Origin of the sequence: Streptomyces sp. NPDC057654 (genome assembly GCF_042800135.1) — a bacterium.
Taxonomy (GTDB): domain Bacteria; phylum Actinomycetota; class Actinomycetes; order Streptomycetales; family Streptomycetaceae; genus Streptomyces.
On record NZ_JBHVHQ010000093.1, the window covers coordinates 1 to 16008 of the forward strand.

Below are 16008 nucleotides of genomic sequence, written 5' to 3' on the forward strand. Positions count from 1 at the left end.
TGACCACCCTCGTCGACCACGTCCTCGGCTACCAGCGGCTGGATGCCGGGCAGGACACCCTGGACCGCAAGAAGGTGCTGCTCGTCGAGGTCATCGCCCCCGGCATCGAGGGGGCGGAGGACGTGATCGTGGACGGCGCGGGCCGGATTCTGGCCGGGGCCGCGGACGGGCGTATCTGGCGGTTTGCGCTCCCGGAGGCGGCCGGGGACGAGGTCCGGCCGGAGGTCGTCGCGCGTACTGGCGGCAGGCCGCTGGGCCTGGAGGCCATGCCCGGCGGCGGGCTGCTCGTATGCGATGCCGAGCGCGGCCTGCTGCGGGCGGACCCGGAGACGGGGGCCGTGGTCACCCTTGCCGACGAGGCGGCGGGCGCGCCCCTGCGCTTCTCCAGCAACGCCGCGGCGGCGTCGGACGGCACCGTCTACTTCACGGTCTCCAGCCGCCGCTACGGTCTCGACGACTGGCTCGGCGACATTCTGGAGCACACCGGTACGGGCCTGCTGCTGCGCCTGCGGCCGGGCGGGGAGCCCGAAGTCCTGCTGGACGGGCTCCAGTTCGCCAATGGCGTGGCGCTGGCTCCGGACGAGTCCTTCGTCGCCGTGGCGGAGACGGGCGCGTACCGCGTGGGCCGCTACTGGCTGACCGGACCCCGAGCCGGGTGCCATGACACCCTTGCTGACGGTCTGCCAGGCTTCCCCGACAACATCTCCCGCGATGCCGAAGGGGTGTTCTGGATCGCGCTCGCCGCGCCGCGCCGTCCGGGTCTCGGCTGGCTGCACCGCAGGAGCCCGGCCGTGCGGCGGGCGGCGTGGACCGCGGCGCAGCGTGTCCGGTCGCGGCCGAGCCGTACCCTGCGGGTCCTGGCGGTCGGCGCAGACGGAGGCATCATCCGCGACCTGCGGTGCGGCGGGAGCCCGTACCGGATGGTCACGAGCGTCAGCCGGTGCGGGGCGCGCCTGGTGATGGGCAGTCTGGTGGAAGGAGGGATCGCGGTCAGCGAGCTCCCGGCTCTCGGAGAGGGTGGGGAGTAGCCGGTGCCAGTGCCAGTGCCAGTGCCAATACCCAGTACCGGTATCGGGCCGGACGCTTTCACGCGGTGTCGAACATGCCGTGTGGGGTTCGTGGGGCGTATGAGGGTGGCAATAGCGGTGGCATTAGCCGATGGCAACCGCTTCCCCCGCTTCCGCCCTTCTTCCCCGCCCCCTTCTTCCCCGCTCCCTTCCGTCTCTGCCTCTTCTCCGCCTCCTCGCTGTCGCTTCACGGCTTCACCACTTTTTCGCCGCGCCACTTCTCTGCTTCTCCACCCGTTCGGCCTGTTCGGCGGGGCCGGTTTGTATCGGCTTTGCTACGGGATCCCTCATACGCGGCCGGATGCGTGTCATTCGGCGCAGAGATTGTGTGTTCATCTTTAAGATTGCGGGATGTACATAGCCAGCACACTTCCCAACGGGGTGATCCGGTGATCGGTCGCGACGCCACCGACGAGCAGTGGGAGGGCCTGGCCGAGGTCGTCCCCCTGCGCAGTCGCAACGCATGGCCTTCCTGGCCCAACCACCGGGCGCTGCCCGAGGAGGAACCGGACGAGGAGCAGCGCCGGTTCGTCGTCATCCGCGTGCAGGTCTTCGCCGACGCCCGCGAGGTCGCCGAGTACCTGATCGCCCAGATCCCGGTCCTGCTCGACCTGACCGTCGCCGACAGCGAGGTCGCCAAGCGCATCCTCGACTTCTCCAGCGGAGTCGTCTTCGGCCTGGGCAGCGCCATGCACCGGGTCGACGCGAACGTGTTCCTGCTGGCGCCCGTGGGCACCGAGGTCGAGGAACCGGCGATCGGTTCGGGCGTACCCCGATCGTAGGAAGACCGGTCAGCTAAAACGGTTCGCCGTTCAGACCGGTGCATACGGTCCGGGCATGGACGCACGCTGCGCCGGACCGGCCGCCACAGTTCGCCCGACCGTTCGCCCCACCGTCACCGAGATCAGGCTCTCCGCCTTCAAGACGCACCGCGGAGCGACCTTCCCGCTCGGCCCGCTCACCCTGTTCACGGGTGCGAGCGGCAGCGGTAAGTCCACCGTCCTCCAGGCGTACGAGGCGCTCGCCCGGCTCGCCGGGGGTGAGTCCCTCGACGCCGCCCTGGCCCCGGTGGCCGGCGGGAGCGCCGCGTGCGTACCGCGGCAGGCCAGACCGGACGCGCAGGGGCGGCGTGGATTCCGCATCGGCTGCACGGTGGACGGCCCGGCCGGGGAGATCCGCCTCGACCTGGCCGTACAGGCCGAGCCCGAGCTGCGCCTGGTCGGCGAGCGGCTCACCGGCGCCGGGTGCACACTGCTGTCCAGCGCGCTGCGCGACCCCGAGCGGCGCAGCGTCCAGGCGGCCTGGCACACCGCCGGGGCCGTGCCCGTCACCCGCGCCCCGCTCCCCGACGACCTGCTCGGCACGGCCCTGCTGCCGCTCCGGGTCGCGGGCAAGACGGCCGGTCAGCGGCTCGTGCTCCAGGCGGCGGAACAGGTCGTGGTCGCGCTGCGCTCCGTCTTCGCCTGCGACCCGCGGCCGGAGCTGATGCGGGCCCCGGCCAAGGCGCGGGACGCGTTGCTGCGGGGTGGATGCGACAACGTTGCCGCGGTGCTGGGGCGTACGAGCACGGAGTGCGCCATCCGGCACACGGCCCTGGTCGCGGCGGTACGGGCCGGGTGCCGGGGGGCCGCGGTGGACGGGCTCGCGGCGCGCGAGACGGAGGGCGGGCTCGTACGGGCCGTCCTGGCGTCGGCCCCGGACGGCGACGGGATGCCGGTGGAGCGGCTGGGCGACGGGGAACTGCGCTACCTGGCGCTCGCGCTGGTCCTGCTGACCGGGCCGGGCGTGCTCGCCATGGAACGGGCCGCGGAAGTGCCCGAGGCCCGGCAGTCGTTGACCCTGCTCCTGGACGGCTTCGACCGGTGTCTCGACCGGCGGCAGGCGCGTGAGCTGCTGGGGCTCGCGGTGCGGATGTGCGCGCGGGGGCACGTTCGGCTGGTGGGGACGGTGGGGGCGGCGTCGGCGGAGGCCCTCGGGGTGGGGGAGGCGGGGGCCGAGTGGGGCGGGGAAGTGACGGTGGTAGACCTTGGGCGTGACCGAAACCCCTGATTCCGCGCGCGCCGCGTCGACCCCTGAATCCCTTGACCCCTCTGGCACCGCCGACGGCTCCGGCTCCGCCGACAGCCCCGAGAGTTCCGGCAGCTCCGACAGCTCCGACAGCTCCGACAGCTCCGAGAGCGTACGGGCGCTGCAACGCCGGCTCGTCGCGTTCGCGGCGGCGCGTGACTGGCAGCAGTTCCACACGCCCAAGAACCTGGCGGCGGCGCTGAGCGTCGAGGCGTCCGAACTCGTGGAGATCTTCCAGTGGCTGACGCCGGAGCAGTCGGCGCGGGTGATGGCGGACCCGAAGTCGGCAGCGCGGGTCGAGGACGAGGTCGCGGACGTGCTGGCGTATCTGTTGCAGTTCTGCGAGGTGTTGGGGGTCGACGCGCTGGCGGCGCTGGCGGCGAAGATCGACCGCAATGAGCACCGCTTCCCGGCGGTGTCCACGGCGGGCGCGGCGTCTGCGGGGCCCGAGGCGTCCACGGCGGGTGCGGCGGGTGCGGCATTCACGACAGGGGCGACGGGCGCGGGGGGCGCGGCGACCGCGACGTCTGCGGCGCCCGCGGAGGCGGAGCGGAACGATCCGGTTTCGTCGGTTCGTCACTCTCCGGAGTGATCGAGATATCCACAGCGTAACTTGTATCCACAGATTTCTGATTTCCCCTGGCTTTTCCGGCGGTTAGTCATCACTCTGGGTAGTGAGGTCGAGACGGCGGAGAGTGGGGACGGAATATGGAGGCAATGCGGCTCATCGGGGCCACACGGCACGCCCTGGCAGGAGCCAGCGGCGTGCGGGACATCGTCACGGAGGCGTGGCAGGTACAGGCGTTGGCCCAGGCGATGGGCAGTCATCTCGCGATCACGGGGCCGGTGGAGATACGGGCGGAGGCGTGCGGCCTCAGCGAGGCGGGGGGCCGGGCCTGTGGTTCGTTACGACAGTCCGTCCTGCGCGATGGCGGGGTGCGGGCCACGCAGCTCTCCGAGATGCGCGACCCGCGGCGGGCCCTGCTGGGGCTCGGCGGACTGCTCGGAGATGTGGGAATAGCTCTGGTCACGGTCGCTTCCGCCTCCGACGAGGACGGCGTGTACTGGCAGTGCATAGAAGCGATCGACGCCGCCGACGAGTCCAGCGACCGGGTGCTCGGACTGCTGAGGCGCTTCGCGGTGCGGGAGCGGGGGCCGGACGACGTGTGGGCGCGCCGGGCGTGCGGCGGATAGCGGGTGACGGGCGGCGGAGTCAGCCCACTGCGCCGACACCACCGCGCCGGCCCATCACGTCAGCCCGGCCCCGTCAACCCGCCGGCGTCAGCTCACCTGCGGCATGACCTTGTCGGCGATGAGCGCCATGTGGTCCAGGTCGGACAGGTCGAGCATCTGGAGGTAGATCCGCTGCGATCCGATCGACGCGTACTTGCCGATCTTCTCGGCGACCTCGTCCGGGGACCCGGCGAGCCCGTTCTCCCGGAGATCCTCCACGCTGCGGCCGATCGCGTCGGCCCGGCGCGCGATCTCCGCGTCGTCCTTGCCGACACAGGCGACGAGGGCGTTGGAGTAGACGAGTTCGGACGCCTTGCGCCCCCGCTCCTCGACCGCTGCCCGCACCCGGCCGAACTGCTGCTCCGAGTCCTCGGGGGAGGCGAAGGGAATGTTGAACTCGTCCGCGTAGCGCGCGGCGATGGCGGGCGTGCGCTTCGTGCCGTGGCCGCCGACGAGCACCGGGATGCGGGGCTGGGCGGGCTTCGGCAGCGCGGGTGAGTCGGTGAGCTGGTAGTACGTGCCGTCGAAGGAGTAGCGGTCGCCGACGGGCGTGTTCCACAGCCCCGTGATGATCTCCAGCTGCTCCTCCAGCCGCCCGAACTTCTCCTTGGGGAAGGGGATGCCGTACGCGGCGTGCTCCTCGGCGTACCAACCGGAGCCGAGGCCGAAGTCCACGCGGCCGCCGGACATCTGGTCGACCTGGGCCACCTGGATGGCGAGCACGCCCGGCAGCCGGAAAGTGCCGGCCGTCATCAGGGTGCCGAGGCGGATGCGCTTGGTCTCGCGGGCGAGCCCGGCCAGCGTGACCCAGGCGTCGGTCGGGCCGGGCAGGCCGTCGACGTCCCCCATGTGCAGATAGTGGTCGGAGCGGAAGAAGGCCCCGTAGTTCAGTTCCTCCGCGGTCTGCGCTACGCGAAGAAGGGTGTCGTAGGTTGCGCCCTGCTGAGGTTCGGTGAAGATGCGAAGATCCATGCCCCCATCTTGCCTCGCGGCCCGGCGAGCCGGGCACCGCGTGGCCGGAGGACCACCTATGACCGCTGCTCCCATTACTCCGCTCGCCTCGGCCCTCGCCCACGGGCCGCTCGTCCTCGACGGCGGGCTGTCCAACCAACTGGAGGCACGGGGCTGCGACCTCTCCGACGACCTGTGGTCGGCGCGCCTCCTCGCCGACGACCCGCGGCAGATCGAGGCGGCGCACACGGCATACGCGAGGGCCGGTGCGCGGGTACTGATCACCTCCAGTTATCAGGCCACATACGAGGGGTTCGCCCGGCGCGGGGCCGGGCGGGCCGAGGCGGGGGCGCTGCTGCGGCGGAGCGTGGAGCTGGCGCGGCGGGCGGCCGGCGCCGTGGAGGGCGCGGTCTGGGTCGCCGCGTCCGTAGGGCCGTACGGCGCGATGCTGGCGGACGGCAGCGAGTACCGCGGGCGGTACGGGCTGAGCGTGGCGGAACTGGAGCGGTTCCACCGGCCCAGAGTGGCGGCGCTCGTCGAGGCGGAGCCGGACGTCCTCGCCCTGGAGACCGTGCCGGACGTGGACGAAGGGGAGGCGCTGCTGCGGGCGGTGGAGGGGTGCGGGGTGCCCGTGTGGCTCAGCTACACCGTCGCGGGGGAGACCACCCGCGCCGGGCAGTCGCTGGCGGACGCCTTTCGCCTCGCGGCGGGCAATGACCAGGTGATCGCGGTCGGAGTCAACTGCTGTGAGCCGGGCGACGCCGGGCGGGCCGTGGAGATCGCGGCGCGGACCACCGGGAAGCCGGTGGTGGTGTATCCGAACAGCGGGGAGGCGTGGGACGCGGAGGCACGGAGCTGGCGGGGGAGGCCCACCTTCGACCCGGCGCGGGTCAGGGCGTGGCGGGAGGCGGGCGCCCGGCTCATCGGGGGCTGCTGCCGGGTCGGCCCGGACCGGATCGGGGAACTGGCGCGGACGATGGTGGGGGATGCCGGGCAGTAGGGGCCCAGCCCCGCTGAAAACCAATAGAAGCGCAGGTCGAAGGGGGAGATAATGGCACGTGTGTTCCTGACAATCACCACTACCGGCAGCCCAGAGCGCCCCGCGACCGATCTCGGATTCCTGCTGCACAAGCATCCCGACAACGCGCAGCGCTTCTCCACCTCGTACGGCACCGCGCATGTCCTCTACCCCGAGGCGACGGCGGAGCGGTGCACGGCGGCGCTGCTGCTGGAGGTGGACGCCGTGGCGCTGGTGCGGCGCTCGCGGGGCAAGGGGCGCGGCGGCGCGGCGGACTCGGCGCTCGCGCAGTACGTCAACGACCGCCCGTACGCGGCCTCTTCACTGCTCGCCGTGGCGATCGGCGCCGTGTTCTCCAGCGCGCTCAAGGGCCAGTGCCGGGCCCGCCCCGAGCTGCCCGGCCAGGCGCTGCCGCTGCGGATCGAGGTGCCCGCGCTGCCGGCACGCGGCGCCGGGGACCTGGTGACCCGGCTGTTCGAGCCGCTCGGCTGGGCGGTGACGGCGGAGCCGGTGGCGCTGGACGAGCAGTTCCCCGAGTGGGGCGACTCGCGGTACGTACGGCTCGTGCTGGAGGGCGAGCAGCGGCTCGCCGACGCGCTGCGCCAGCTGTACGTACTGCTGCCGGTGCTCGACGACGCCAAGCACTACTGGGTCTCGCCCGACGAGGTCGACAAGCTGCTGCGCTCCGGCGAGGGCTGGCTGGAGAACCACCCCGAGCAGCGCCTCATCACCAGCCGCTATCTCGCCCGTCGCCACGGGCTGACGCGGGACGCGCTCGACCGCCTCGAACTCGCCCGGCTCGCCGAGGCCGACGACAGCGAGGCGGAGGAGCTCGACAACGCGGTGGACGAGGAGAGCGACACCGAGGAGAAGCCCGTACCGCTTGCCGTACAACGGCGCGAGGCGATCCTCGCGGAGCTGCGCTCGGCCAGGGCGGCGCGGGTGCTCGACCTCGGCTGCGGGCAGGGCCAGCTGGTGGGCGCGCTGCTGAAGGAGGCCCAGTTCACCGACATCGTCGGCGTCGACGTGTCGATGCGGGCGCTGAAAGAGGCCGCACGGCGGCTGCGGCTGGAGCGGATGTCCGAGCGACAGGCCGCGCGGGTGCGGCTGTTGCAGGGCTCCCTGGCGTACACCGACGCCCGGCTCAAGGGGTACGACGCGGCGGTGCTCAGCGAGGTGATCGAGCACCTCGATCTGCCGCGGCTGCCCGCCCTGGAGTATGCCGTCTTCGGTGCGGCCAGACCGGGGACCGTGCTGGTGAGCACGCCCAACGTCGAGTACAACGTGCGCTGGGAGAGCCTGCCCGCCGGGCATGTGCGCCACAACGACCACCGCTTCGAGTGGACGCGCGCGGAGTTCCGCGCCTGGGCCGAGGACGTGGCCGAGCGGCACGGCTACGGGGTGGAGTTCCGGCCCGTGGGCCCCGACGACCCGGAGGTCGGGCCGCCCACCCAGCTCGCGGTGTTCACCATGAATGCCCAGGACGCAGTGGACCCCCAGGAGTCAGCCGCGCGGGACAAGACAGAGGCCAAGACAGAGACCGAAGCCAAGGCCAAGACCGAGACCGAGAAGGAGGAGAAGGCGGCATGACCGACAGCGACACCAACACCGGCACCCACACCCAGACCCACATCGGCACCGACACCGACACCGGCACCCGCGCCAAGCGCACTCTCGCCGTGCCCGACCTCTCCCTCGTGGTCCTCATCGGCGCCACCGGCTCCGGCAAGTCCACTTTCGCGGCGCGCCACTTCAGGCCCACCGAGGTCATCTCCTCGGACTTCTGCCGCGGTCTGGTCAGCGACGACGAGAACGACCAGGGCGCCAGCCGGGACGCCTTCGACGTCCTGCACTACATCGCGGGCAAACGGCTCGCGGCCGGCCGGCTCACCGTCGTCGACGCCACCAGCGTCCAGGCGGAGAGCCGCAAGCAGCTCGTACAGCTGGCCCGCGAGCACGACGTGCTGCCGGTGGCCATCGTCCTCGACATGCCGGAGGAGGTCTGCGCGGCGCGCAACGCGGCGCGCCCCGACCGGGCCGGCCTGCCCCGCCATGTCATCCAGCGCCACCAGCGCGAACTGCGCCGTTCCCTGCGCCACTTGGAGCGCGAGGGGTTCCGCAAGGTGCACGTCCTGCGCGGGGTGGAGCAGGCGGAGGCCGCCGAGGTCACCTTGGAGCGGCGTTATAACGACCTGCGGCACCGCACCGGCCCGTTCGACATCGTCGGCGACATCCACGGCTGCCGCTCCGAGCTGGAGACGCTGCTCGCCAAGCTCGGATACGCCGTCGAGCGGGACGGCGCGGGTCGGCCGGTGGACGCCGTGCACCCCGAGGGACGCACGGCCGTGTTCGTCGGCGACCTCGTGGACCGCGGCCCGGACAGCCCCGGCGTGCTCCGCCTCGTCATGGGCATGGTCGCCGCGGGCCACGCGCTGTGCGTGCCCGGCAACCATGAGAACAAGCTCGGCCGCTACCTGAAGGGCCGCAAGGTCCAGCACACGCACGGGCTCGCCGAGACCGTCGAGCAGCTGGAGAAGGAGGACGACGCCTTCGTCGCGGAGGTCCGCGGCTTCATCGAGTCGCTGGTCAGCCATTACGTGCTCGACGGCGGGAGCCTCGTCGTCTGCCACGCCGGGCTGCCCGAGAAGTACCACGGCCGCACCTCCGGCCGGGTCCGCTCGCACGCCCTGTACGGGGAGACGACCGGCGAGACCGACGAGTTCGGCCTGCCCGTGAGATACCCGTGGGCGGAGGAGTACCGGGGCCGCGCCGTTGTTGTGTACGGGCATACGCCCGTACCGAACACCTCCTGGATCAACAACACCATCTGCCTCGACACCGGCGCCGTCTTCGGCGGCAAGATGTCCGCGCTGCGCTGGCCCGAGCGCGAGCTGGTGGACGTACCGGCCGAGCAGGTCTGGTACGAGCCGGTCAGACCGCTCGCGTCCGAGGCGCCCGGCGGGGCCGACGGTCGGCCGCTCGACCTCGCCGACGTCGCGGGACGGCGGGCCGTGGAGACCCGGCACATGGGCCGGATCGCGGTGAAGGAGGAGAACGCCGCCGCCGCGCTGGAGGTCATGAGCCGCTTCGCGGTCGACCCGCGGCTGCTCGCCTACCTCCCGCCGACCATGGCGCCCTGCGCGACCTCGAAGGAGGACGGCTATCTGGAACACCCGGCCGAGGCCTTCGCCGGGTACCGCGCGGACGGCGTGCGCCACGTGGTGTGCGAGGAGAAGCACATGGGGTCGCGGGCGGTGGTCCTGCTCTGCCGCGACCAGGACGTCGCGCGGGAGCGGTTCGGCGCGGCCGACGGGGTGACGGGGGCCCTGCACACGCGCACCGGACGGCCCTTCTTCGACGACCCGGAGAAGACCGAGGCGATTCTCGCGCGGTTGCGGAGCGCCGTCGGCGTGGCGGGCCTGTGGGAGGAGCTGGCCACGGGCTGGCTGCTGTTCGACGCGGAGCTGATGCCGTGGTCGCTGAAGTCCGGCGGGCTGCTGCGCCACCAGTACGCGGCCGTCGGCGCGGCCTCCCGTGCCGTCTTCCCGGGGGCGCTCACGGCCCTGGAGTCGGCGGCGGCGCGCGGCGTGGACGTGTCCGGCCTGCTCGACCTCCAGCGGGAGCGGGCCGCCGACGCGGCGGCCTTCACCGAGGCGTACCGGCGGTACTGCTGGCCGGTCGAGAGCCTGGACGACGTGCGGCTCGCGCCGTTCCAGATCCTGGCCGCCGAGGGCCGCGGCCTCGCGGCCGTGCCGCACGACGAGCAGCTGGCGTGGCTGGACCGGCTAGTCGACGCCGACACCAGCCCTGGTGAGGGTGATCGGAGCGGCGGCGGGCTGCTGACCCGTACCCGACGGCTCGTCGTCGACACGGAGGACGAGGCGTCGGTCGCCGCCGGTGTGCGGTGGTGGCTCGACCTGACCGAGGCGGGCGGCGAGGGCATGGTCGTCAAGCCGCTCCAGGCGTACCTGCGCCGACCGGACGGCAGGCTCGTCCAGCCCGGCGTGAAGTGCCGTGGCCGCGAGTATCTGCGCATCGTCTACGGCCCGGAGTACACACGCCCGGAGAACCTGGACCGGCTGCGCATACGGCATTTGGGGCACAAGCGCTCGCTGGCCCTGCGCGAATACGCGCTCGGGCTGGAGGCGCTGGACCGGATGGCGGACGGCGAACCGCTGTGGCGGGTGCACGAGGCGGTGTTCGCGGTACTGGCCCTGGAATCGGAACCGGTCGACCCCCGGCTCTGAGCCTGCGGCGGCTCCGGCGTCTCCCGCACCTGCCGGGCGCTCCGGACCGCCCCACGGACCGCCCCACGGGCCGCCTCCGGCCGCCTCCGGCCGGGTTCGGCCGGGGGCCCTCACCGGGCCCCCGCGTTCCGGACTCGGCCCCGCGCGCCGACCCCGACGCGTCGTGTGCCGAGTGATCACGGCTGGTTCGGGCCAGGATGGGCGCATGGGATTCCATGTCGACTCCGAGGCCGGGCGGCTGCGCCGCGTCATCCTGCACCGTCCCGACCTGGAGCTGAAGCGCCTCACGCCGTCCAACAAGGACGCCCTGCTCTTCGACGACGTCCTGTGGGTGCGCCGGGCCCGTGCCGAGCACGACGGGTTCGCCGACGTGCTGCGCGAACGCGGGGTGGAGGTCCACCTCTTCCAGGACCTCCTCGCCGAGAGCCTCGCGGTGCCGGCGGCCCGTAGGCTCGTACTGGACCGGGTCTTCGACGAGAAGGAGTACGGGCCGCTCGCCACCGGGCCGCTGCGCGCGGCCTTCGACGAGCTGTCGGTGCCCGAGCTGGCCGAGGCGCTGGTGGGCGGGATGACGAAGCGGGAGTTCCTGGCCGGGTACGCGGAGCCGGTGTCGGTGCGGTTCCACGCGATGGAGCTGGACGATTTCCTGCTCAACCCGCTGCCCAACCACCTCTTCACCCGTGACGCCTCGGCGTGGGTCTACGACGGGGTCTCCATCAACGCGATGCGCTGGCCGGCCCGCTGGCACGAGACGGTGCACTACGAGGCCGTGTACCGGCACCACCCGCTGTTCGCCGCCGCAGATTTCAACGTCTGGTCGGAGGGGCAGGCGGCTTATCCGTCCACCATCGAGGGCGGGGACGTGCTGGTCATCGGCGATGGGGCGGTGCTCATCGGGATGAGCGAGCGGACCACGCCGCAGGCCGTGGAGATGCTGGCGCGCGGGCTCTTCGCGGCCGGGTCGGCCCGTACGATCGTGGCGCTGGACATGCCCAAGGGGCGGGCGTTCATGCACCTGGACACCGTGATGACGATGGTGGACGGGGACACCTTCACGCAGTACGCGGGGCTCGGGATGCTCCGCTCGTACACGATCGAGCCGGGCGCGGGCGAGCGGGACCTCAAGGTCACCGACCATCCGCCGGGTCATATGCACCGCGCCATAGCGGCGGCGCTCGGCCTGGACGCGATCCGGGTGCTGACGGCGACGCAGGACGTGCACGCGGCGGAGCGCGAGCAGTGGGACGACGGCTGCAACGTGCTGGCGCTGGAGCCGGGCGTGGTGGTCGCGTACGAGCGGAACGCGACCACCAACACGTTTCTGCGCAAGCACGGGATCGAGGTCATCACGATCCCCGGCAGCGAGCTGGGCCGGGGGAGGGGCGGCCCGCGCTGTATGAGCTGCCCGGTGGAGAGAGACCCTGTATAGGGGCCGGAGAGCGTGGACTATGTCGCCTTCGCACCGACCCTGCCGCATCCCTATGCAAACAGTCGTATACACTTCCGTAATTCCCTGAAGCTCTGCATCTCTCTTGAACCTTGTATCCCTGTAGTCGTGACTGAGGAGCCCACCCCATGGCGATAGATCTCACGGGCCGCCACTTCCTCAAGGAGCTGGACTTCACCGCCGAGGAGTTCCGTGGCCTGATCGAGCTGGCCGCCGAGCTCAAGGCCGCCAAGCGCGCGGGCGTGGAGGAGCAGCGGCTCCGTGGCAGGAACATCGCCCTGGTCTTCGAGAAGACCTCCACCCGTACCCGCTGCGCCTTCGAGGTGGCCGCCGCCGACCAGGGCGCTTCCACGACCTATCTCGACCCGTCCGGTTCGCAGATCGGGCACAAGGAGTCGGTGAAGGACACGGCGCGGGTGCTGGGCCGGATGTTCGACGGGATCGAGTACCGGGGGCACGGCCAGGAGATCGTCGAGGAACTGGGGCGGTTCGCGGGCGTCCCCGTCTTCAACGGGCTCACCGACGAATGGCACCCCACCCAGATGCTGGCCGACGTGCTCACGGTCGTCGAGCACACCGCGAAGCCGCTGGAGCAGGTCGCGTTCGCCTATCTGGGCGATGCCCGCTACAACATGGGCAACTCCTACCTCATAACCGGCGCCCTGCTCGGCATGGACGTACGGATCGTCGCGCCCCGCCGGATGTGGCCGACGGACGAGATCGTGGCCGAGGCGCGGCGGCTGGCCGAGGGTTCCGGCGCGCGCGTCACGCTCACCGAGGACGTGGCCGAGGGCGTACGCGGCGCGGACTTCGTCGCCACCGACGTCTGGGTGTCGATGGGCGAGCCCAAGGAGGTGTGGGAGGAGCGGATCAAGCTGCTCGCCGGGTACGCCGTGACCATGGACGTGCTGCGCGCCACCGGCAACCCCGACGTGAAGTTCATGCACTGCCTGCCCGCCTTCCACGACCTCGGCACCAAGGTCGGCCAGGAGATCCACGAGCTGTACGGGCTGACCTCCCTGGAGGTCACCGACGAGGTCTTCGAGTCCGGGCACTCCGTCGTCTTCGACGAGGCCGAGAACCGCATGCACACCATCAAGGCCGTGCTCGTCGCGACCCTCGGAGACGGTAAGGGCGCTGCGGCCGCATAGCCATACGCCCCAATGGGCGATCATGCATCGGTAGCGGTTACTATTCACCTATTCGGTGGGGTCCGGGCACGCACGACGCCCGGACCCCACCCGCTTGTGCACGACCAGAGAAGAGATCCACCCCATGCCCCCGTCCGGACTGCGCGTCAAGTCCCCCGATCTGCTCATAGCCGAGTCCGGCGCGGACCTCGAAGGGCATGGCCTCAAGCGCACCATGGGCCTCTTCCAGCTCGTGTGCTTCGGCGTCGGCGCGATCGTCGGCACCGGCATCTTCGTCGGCCTCTCCGACACGGTCGCCCAGGCGGGCCCGGCCGCCGCCGCCTCCTTTGTGATCGCCGCCGTGACCTGCGTCTTCACCGCCTTCTCCTTCGCGGAGCTGGGCGGCGCGATCCCCGTGTCGGGCTCCTCCTACTCGTACGCCTACGCGACGCTCGGCGAGGGCGCGGCCTTCCTGATCGGCTGGTGCCTGCTGCTGGAGTACGGCGTCTCGGTCTCGGCCGTCGCCGTCGGCTGGGGCCAGTATCTGAACGAGCTGCTCGCCGGTCTCATCGGCCACCAGCTGCCCGCCGCCCTGTCCAACGCCCCCGGCGAGGGCGGCGTCGTCAACCTTCCCGCCGTCGTCGTGATGCTGCTCGCCGCGACGCTGCTGGTGCGCGGGGTGCGGGAGAGCGCGCGGGCGACCGCGTTCATGGCCGTACTGAAGATCGCCGTCCTCGTCGTCTTCTGCGCCATCGCGTTCACCGCCTTCAAGGCCGGGAACCTCTCGCCGTTCGCCTCGCACGGCGTCGCCGGGGTCACCTCCGGCGCGTCGGTCGCCTTCTTCTCGTACATCGGCTTCGACGCGATCACCACGGCCGGCGAGGAGGTCAAGAACCCGCGGCGGACCGTCCCGCTCGCGATCATGATCTGCATCGGCGTCGTCACGCTGCTCTACTGCCTGGTCTCCTTCGCCGCGGTCGGTGCGATGTCCGCCGACTCCGTGGCCGACCGGCCCGCGGCCCTCTCGCTCATCGTCAACCAGGTCACCGGCTCGACCCTCGGCGGCGGCGTCATCGCCTTCGGCGCGGTCGTCGCCATCGCCTCCGTCGTGCTGGCCGTGATGTACGGACAGACCCGCATCCTCATGTCCATGTCGCGGGACGGGCTGATCCCGCGCGTCTTCGAGCGCATCTCGCCCAAGACCTCCACGCCCGTCGCGGGCACCTGGATCGTCGCCGTGGTCTTCGCGGTGCCCGCCGCGCTCGTACCGCTGGACGTCGTGCTGAACCTGACCACCATCGGCACCCTCGCCGTCATGGCCGTGGTCAATGTCGCCGTGATCGCGCTGCGCCGCAAGCGCCCCGACCTGCCGCGGCCTTTCCGGGCCCGGCTCTTCCCCCTCACGCCGCTCCTGGGCGTCGGCTTCTGCCTGTATCTGATGTACGGGACGGGGCCGGCGACCTGGGCGCAGTTCGCCGCGTTCCTCGTGGTCGGCGCGCTCGTGTACGTCTTCTACGGGCGTCAGCGTTCGCGTATCGCAGCCAAGCCGGGCGCGGCCGGCCCCCGAATTCCGGCGGGAGCGGGCGTCAGCACGCCGGGCGGAGAGTGAACCAGACGGCCTTGCCGTGTTCCGTGGCGCGGTAGCCGGAGGCCGCGCTCAGCGTACGGATCAGCAGCAGCCCCCGGCCGTGCTCGTCGAGGCTGTCCGGGGAGGGCGACGGCGCGGGGATGCCGTCGAGGCCGCCCACCGGGGCCGGGTCGCGGTCGTGCACCTCGACCTGGCAGCCGGTCTCCAGCAGCTCCACCACCAGCTCTATCGGGTCGTCGCCGCCCGTGTGCTCCACCGCGTTGGCCACCAGCTCCGCCGTTAGCAGCTCTGCCGTGTCGCTGTCCGCCGCCGCCTCGATGTCCGTGAGCGCGCTCCGGATCAGGGCGCGCGCGATCGGCACGGCGGCCGTGGTGTGCGGCAGGAAGATGCGCCAGAAGGCCGGGCGGGCGGTATCGGGCAACGTATCGGTCCGTTCGTAGAAGGACTCTTTTGGGGATTCTCTGGGGACTCTTCGGAATCTTTCCGTCTTCAACAGTACGAAATCGGTGCGGGTGGTGTGAGAGTCCCCGGTCCGGTGCTTTTGGGACTTAGGGCCCCTGACGCGAGTCCCCGGCGACCGGCTCCCGACCGGCTCCCGACCGGCCCCGCCGCCCCGCCGCCGACATCCCCCTGGTATCGCGCACTCATGACGACAGTCACGCTTCGGTGATAACTTCGAAAGGCAGGCAGCACCAGCCGTCCGGCTGTAGGAGGCCACGCCCCATGAGTCCGTTCACCGGGTCCGCGCACCGCACCGAAGCCGAGGAGTGGCGGAATCTGCGCCTCACCCTCGACAACGGCGTCGCGACCGTCACCCTCGCCCGCCCCGAGAAGCTCAACGCCCTCACCTTCGGCGCCTACGCCGACCTGCGCGACCTCCTCCCGGAGCTGGCCCGCGACGGTTCCGTACGGACCCTCGTGCTCGGCGGCGAGGGACGCGGCTTCTGCTCCGGCGGCGACGTCGACGACATCATCGGCGCCACCCTGGCCATGGACACCGGCGAGCTCCTCGACTTCAACCGGATGACCGGCCAGGTCGTACGGGCGCTGCGCGAGTGCCCCTTCCCCGTGGTCGCCGCGGTGCACGGCGTCGCCGCGGGTGCGGGCGCCGTCCTCGCCCTGGCCGCCGACTTCCGGGTCGCCGACCCCTCCGCGCGCTTCGCGTTCCTGTTCACCCGCGTCGGGCTCTCCGGCGGCGACATGGGCGCGGCCTATCTGCTGCCGCGCGTCGTCGGCCGCGGGCACGCGACCCGGCGGCGG

General features: G+C 71.8%; 13 protein-coding genes and 1 pseudogene. 12 read left to right on the forward strand and 2 right to left on the reverse strand.

From position 1 onward, the window contains the following. The first annotated feature begins 128 nt into the window (after positions 1-128). The 5 genes and pseudogenes from ACFU99_RS10600 to ACFU99_RS10620 all read left to right on the forward strand — a co-directional run bounded on the left by ACFU99_RS10600 (position 129) and on the right by ACFU99_RS10620 (position 4328). Positions 129-1028 carry an SMP-30/gluconolactonase/LRE family protein gene (locus ACFU99_RS10600; protein WP_384388842.1) on the forward strand — a complete coding sequence of 300 codons (900 nt, stop codon included), beginning with the start codon at positions 129-131 and terminating at the stop codon, positions 1026-1028. Positions 1029-1456: 428 nt separating this feature from the next. Next, positions 1457-1849 (forward strand): cell division protein SepF, encoded by a 393-nt coding sequence (locus ACFU99_RS10605; protein WP_384388805.1) that lies wholly within the window; start codon positions 1457-1459, stop codon positions 1847-1849. 55 nt (positions 1850-1904) lie between these two features. After that, the gene (locus ACFU99_RS10610; RefSeq protein ID WP_384388808.1) at positions 1905-3116 is read left to right on the forward strand and encodes an AAA family ATPase; all 1212 of its coding nucleotides are present in this window, start codon (positions 1905-1907) and stop codon (positions 3114-3116) included. A gap of 139 nt (positions 3117-3255) precedes the next feature. Then, positions 3256-3561, forward strand: a pseudogene (locus ACFU99_RS10615) (nucleotide pyrophosphohydrolase); the annotation flags it as partial. Positions 3562-3842: 281 nt separating this feature from the next. Further along, positions 3843-4328 (forward strand): DUF6099 family protein, encoded by a 486-nt coding sequence (locus ACFU99_RS10620; RefSeq protein WP_384388810.1) that lies wholly within the window; start codon positions 3843-3845, stop codon positions 4326-4328. A gap of 87 nt (positions 4329-4415) precedes the next feature. Here ACFU99_RS10620 and ACFU99_RS10625 read toward each other — a convergent pair whose 3' ends face one another. Beyond that, positions 4416-5339, reverse strand: a complete 924-nt coding sequence (locus ACFU99_RS10625) for an LLM class F420-dependent oxidoreductase (protein WP_384388813.1) — start codon at positions 5337-5339, stop codon at positions 4416-4418. A 58-nt stretch (positions 5340-5397) separates the two neighbouring features. Here ACFU99_RS10625 and mmuM point away from each other — a divergent pair, with 58 nt between their 5' ends. From mmuM to ACFU99_RS10655, 6 genes are all read left to right on the forward strand, one after another. After that, a complete protein-coding gene (gene mmuM, locus ACFU99_RS10630; protein WP_384388816.1) occupies positions 5398-6318 on the forward strand; it encodes a homocysteine S-methyltransferase in 921 nt (306 codons plus the stop codon). Between the two features lie 60 nt (positions 6319-6378). Beyond that, complete coding sequence (locus ACFU99_RS10635) at positions 6379-7926, forward strand: 3' terminal RNA ribose 2'-O-methyltransferase Hen1 (protein WP_384388819.1); 1548 nt, start codon at positions 6379-6381, stop codon at positions 7924-7926. Next, positions 7923-10583, forward strand: coding sequence for a polynucleotide kinase-phosphatase (locus tag ACFU99_RS10640; protein WP_384388822.1), 2661 nt, complete (start codon positions 7923-7925; stop codon positions 10581-10583). The genes ACFU99_RS10635 and ACFU99_RS10640 overlap by 4 nt, the downstream gene beginning before the upstream one ends. A 205-nt stretch (positions 10584-10788) precedes the next feature. Then, entirely contained in the window at positions 10789-12012 is a 1224-nt protein-coding gene (locus ACFU99_RS10645; protein WP_384388825.1) for an arginine deiminase, read from the forward strand. Between the two features lie 146 nt (positions 12013-12158). Further along, entirely contained in the window at positions 12159-13181 is a 1023-nt protein-coding gene (gene argF / locus ACFU99_RS10650; RefSeq protein WP_384388828.1) for an ornithine carbamoyltransferase, read from the forward strand. Between the two features lie 124 nt (positions 13182-13305). Beyond that, on the forward strand, positions 13306-14769 hold the full coding sequence (locus tag ACFU99_RS10655) for an amino acid permease (protein ID WP_384388831.1): 1464 nt from the start codon (positions 13306-13308) through the stop codon (positions 14767-14769). Here ACFU99_RS10655 and ACFU99_RS10660 read toward each other — a convergent pair. Further along, positions 14747-15169, reverse strand: coding sequence for an ATP-binding protein (locus tag ACFU99_RS10660; RefSeq protein ID WP_384388834.1), 423 nt, complete (start codon positions 15167-15169; stop codon positions 14747-14749). The two genes, ACFU99_RS10655 and ACFU99_RS10660, sit on opposite strands and share 23 nt — an antisense overlap. 302 nt (positions 15170-15471) lie before the next feature. Between ACFU99_RS10660 and ACFU99_RS10665 the strand changes: the two genes are divergently transcribed. Next, positions 15472-16008, forward strand: a 537-nt coding sequence (locus ACFU99_RS10665; RefSeq protein ID WP_384388839.1) for an enoyl-CoA hydratase-related protein, incomplete at its 3' end; no start/stop codon positions are given.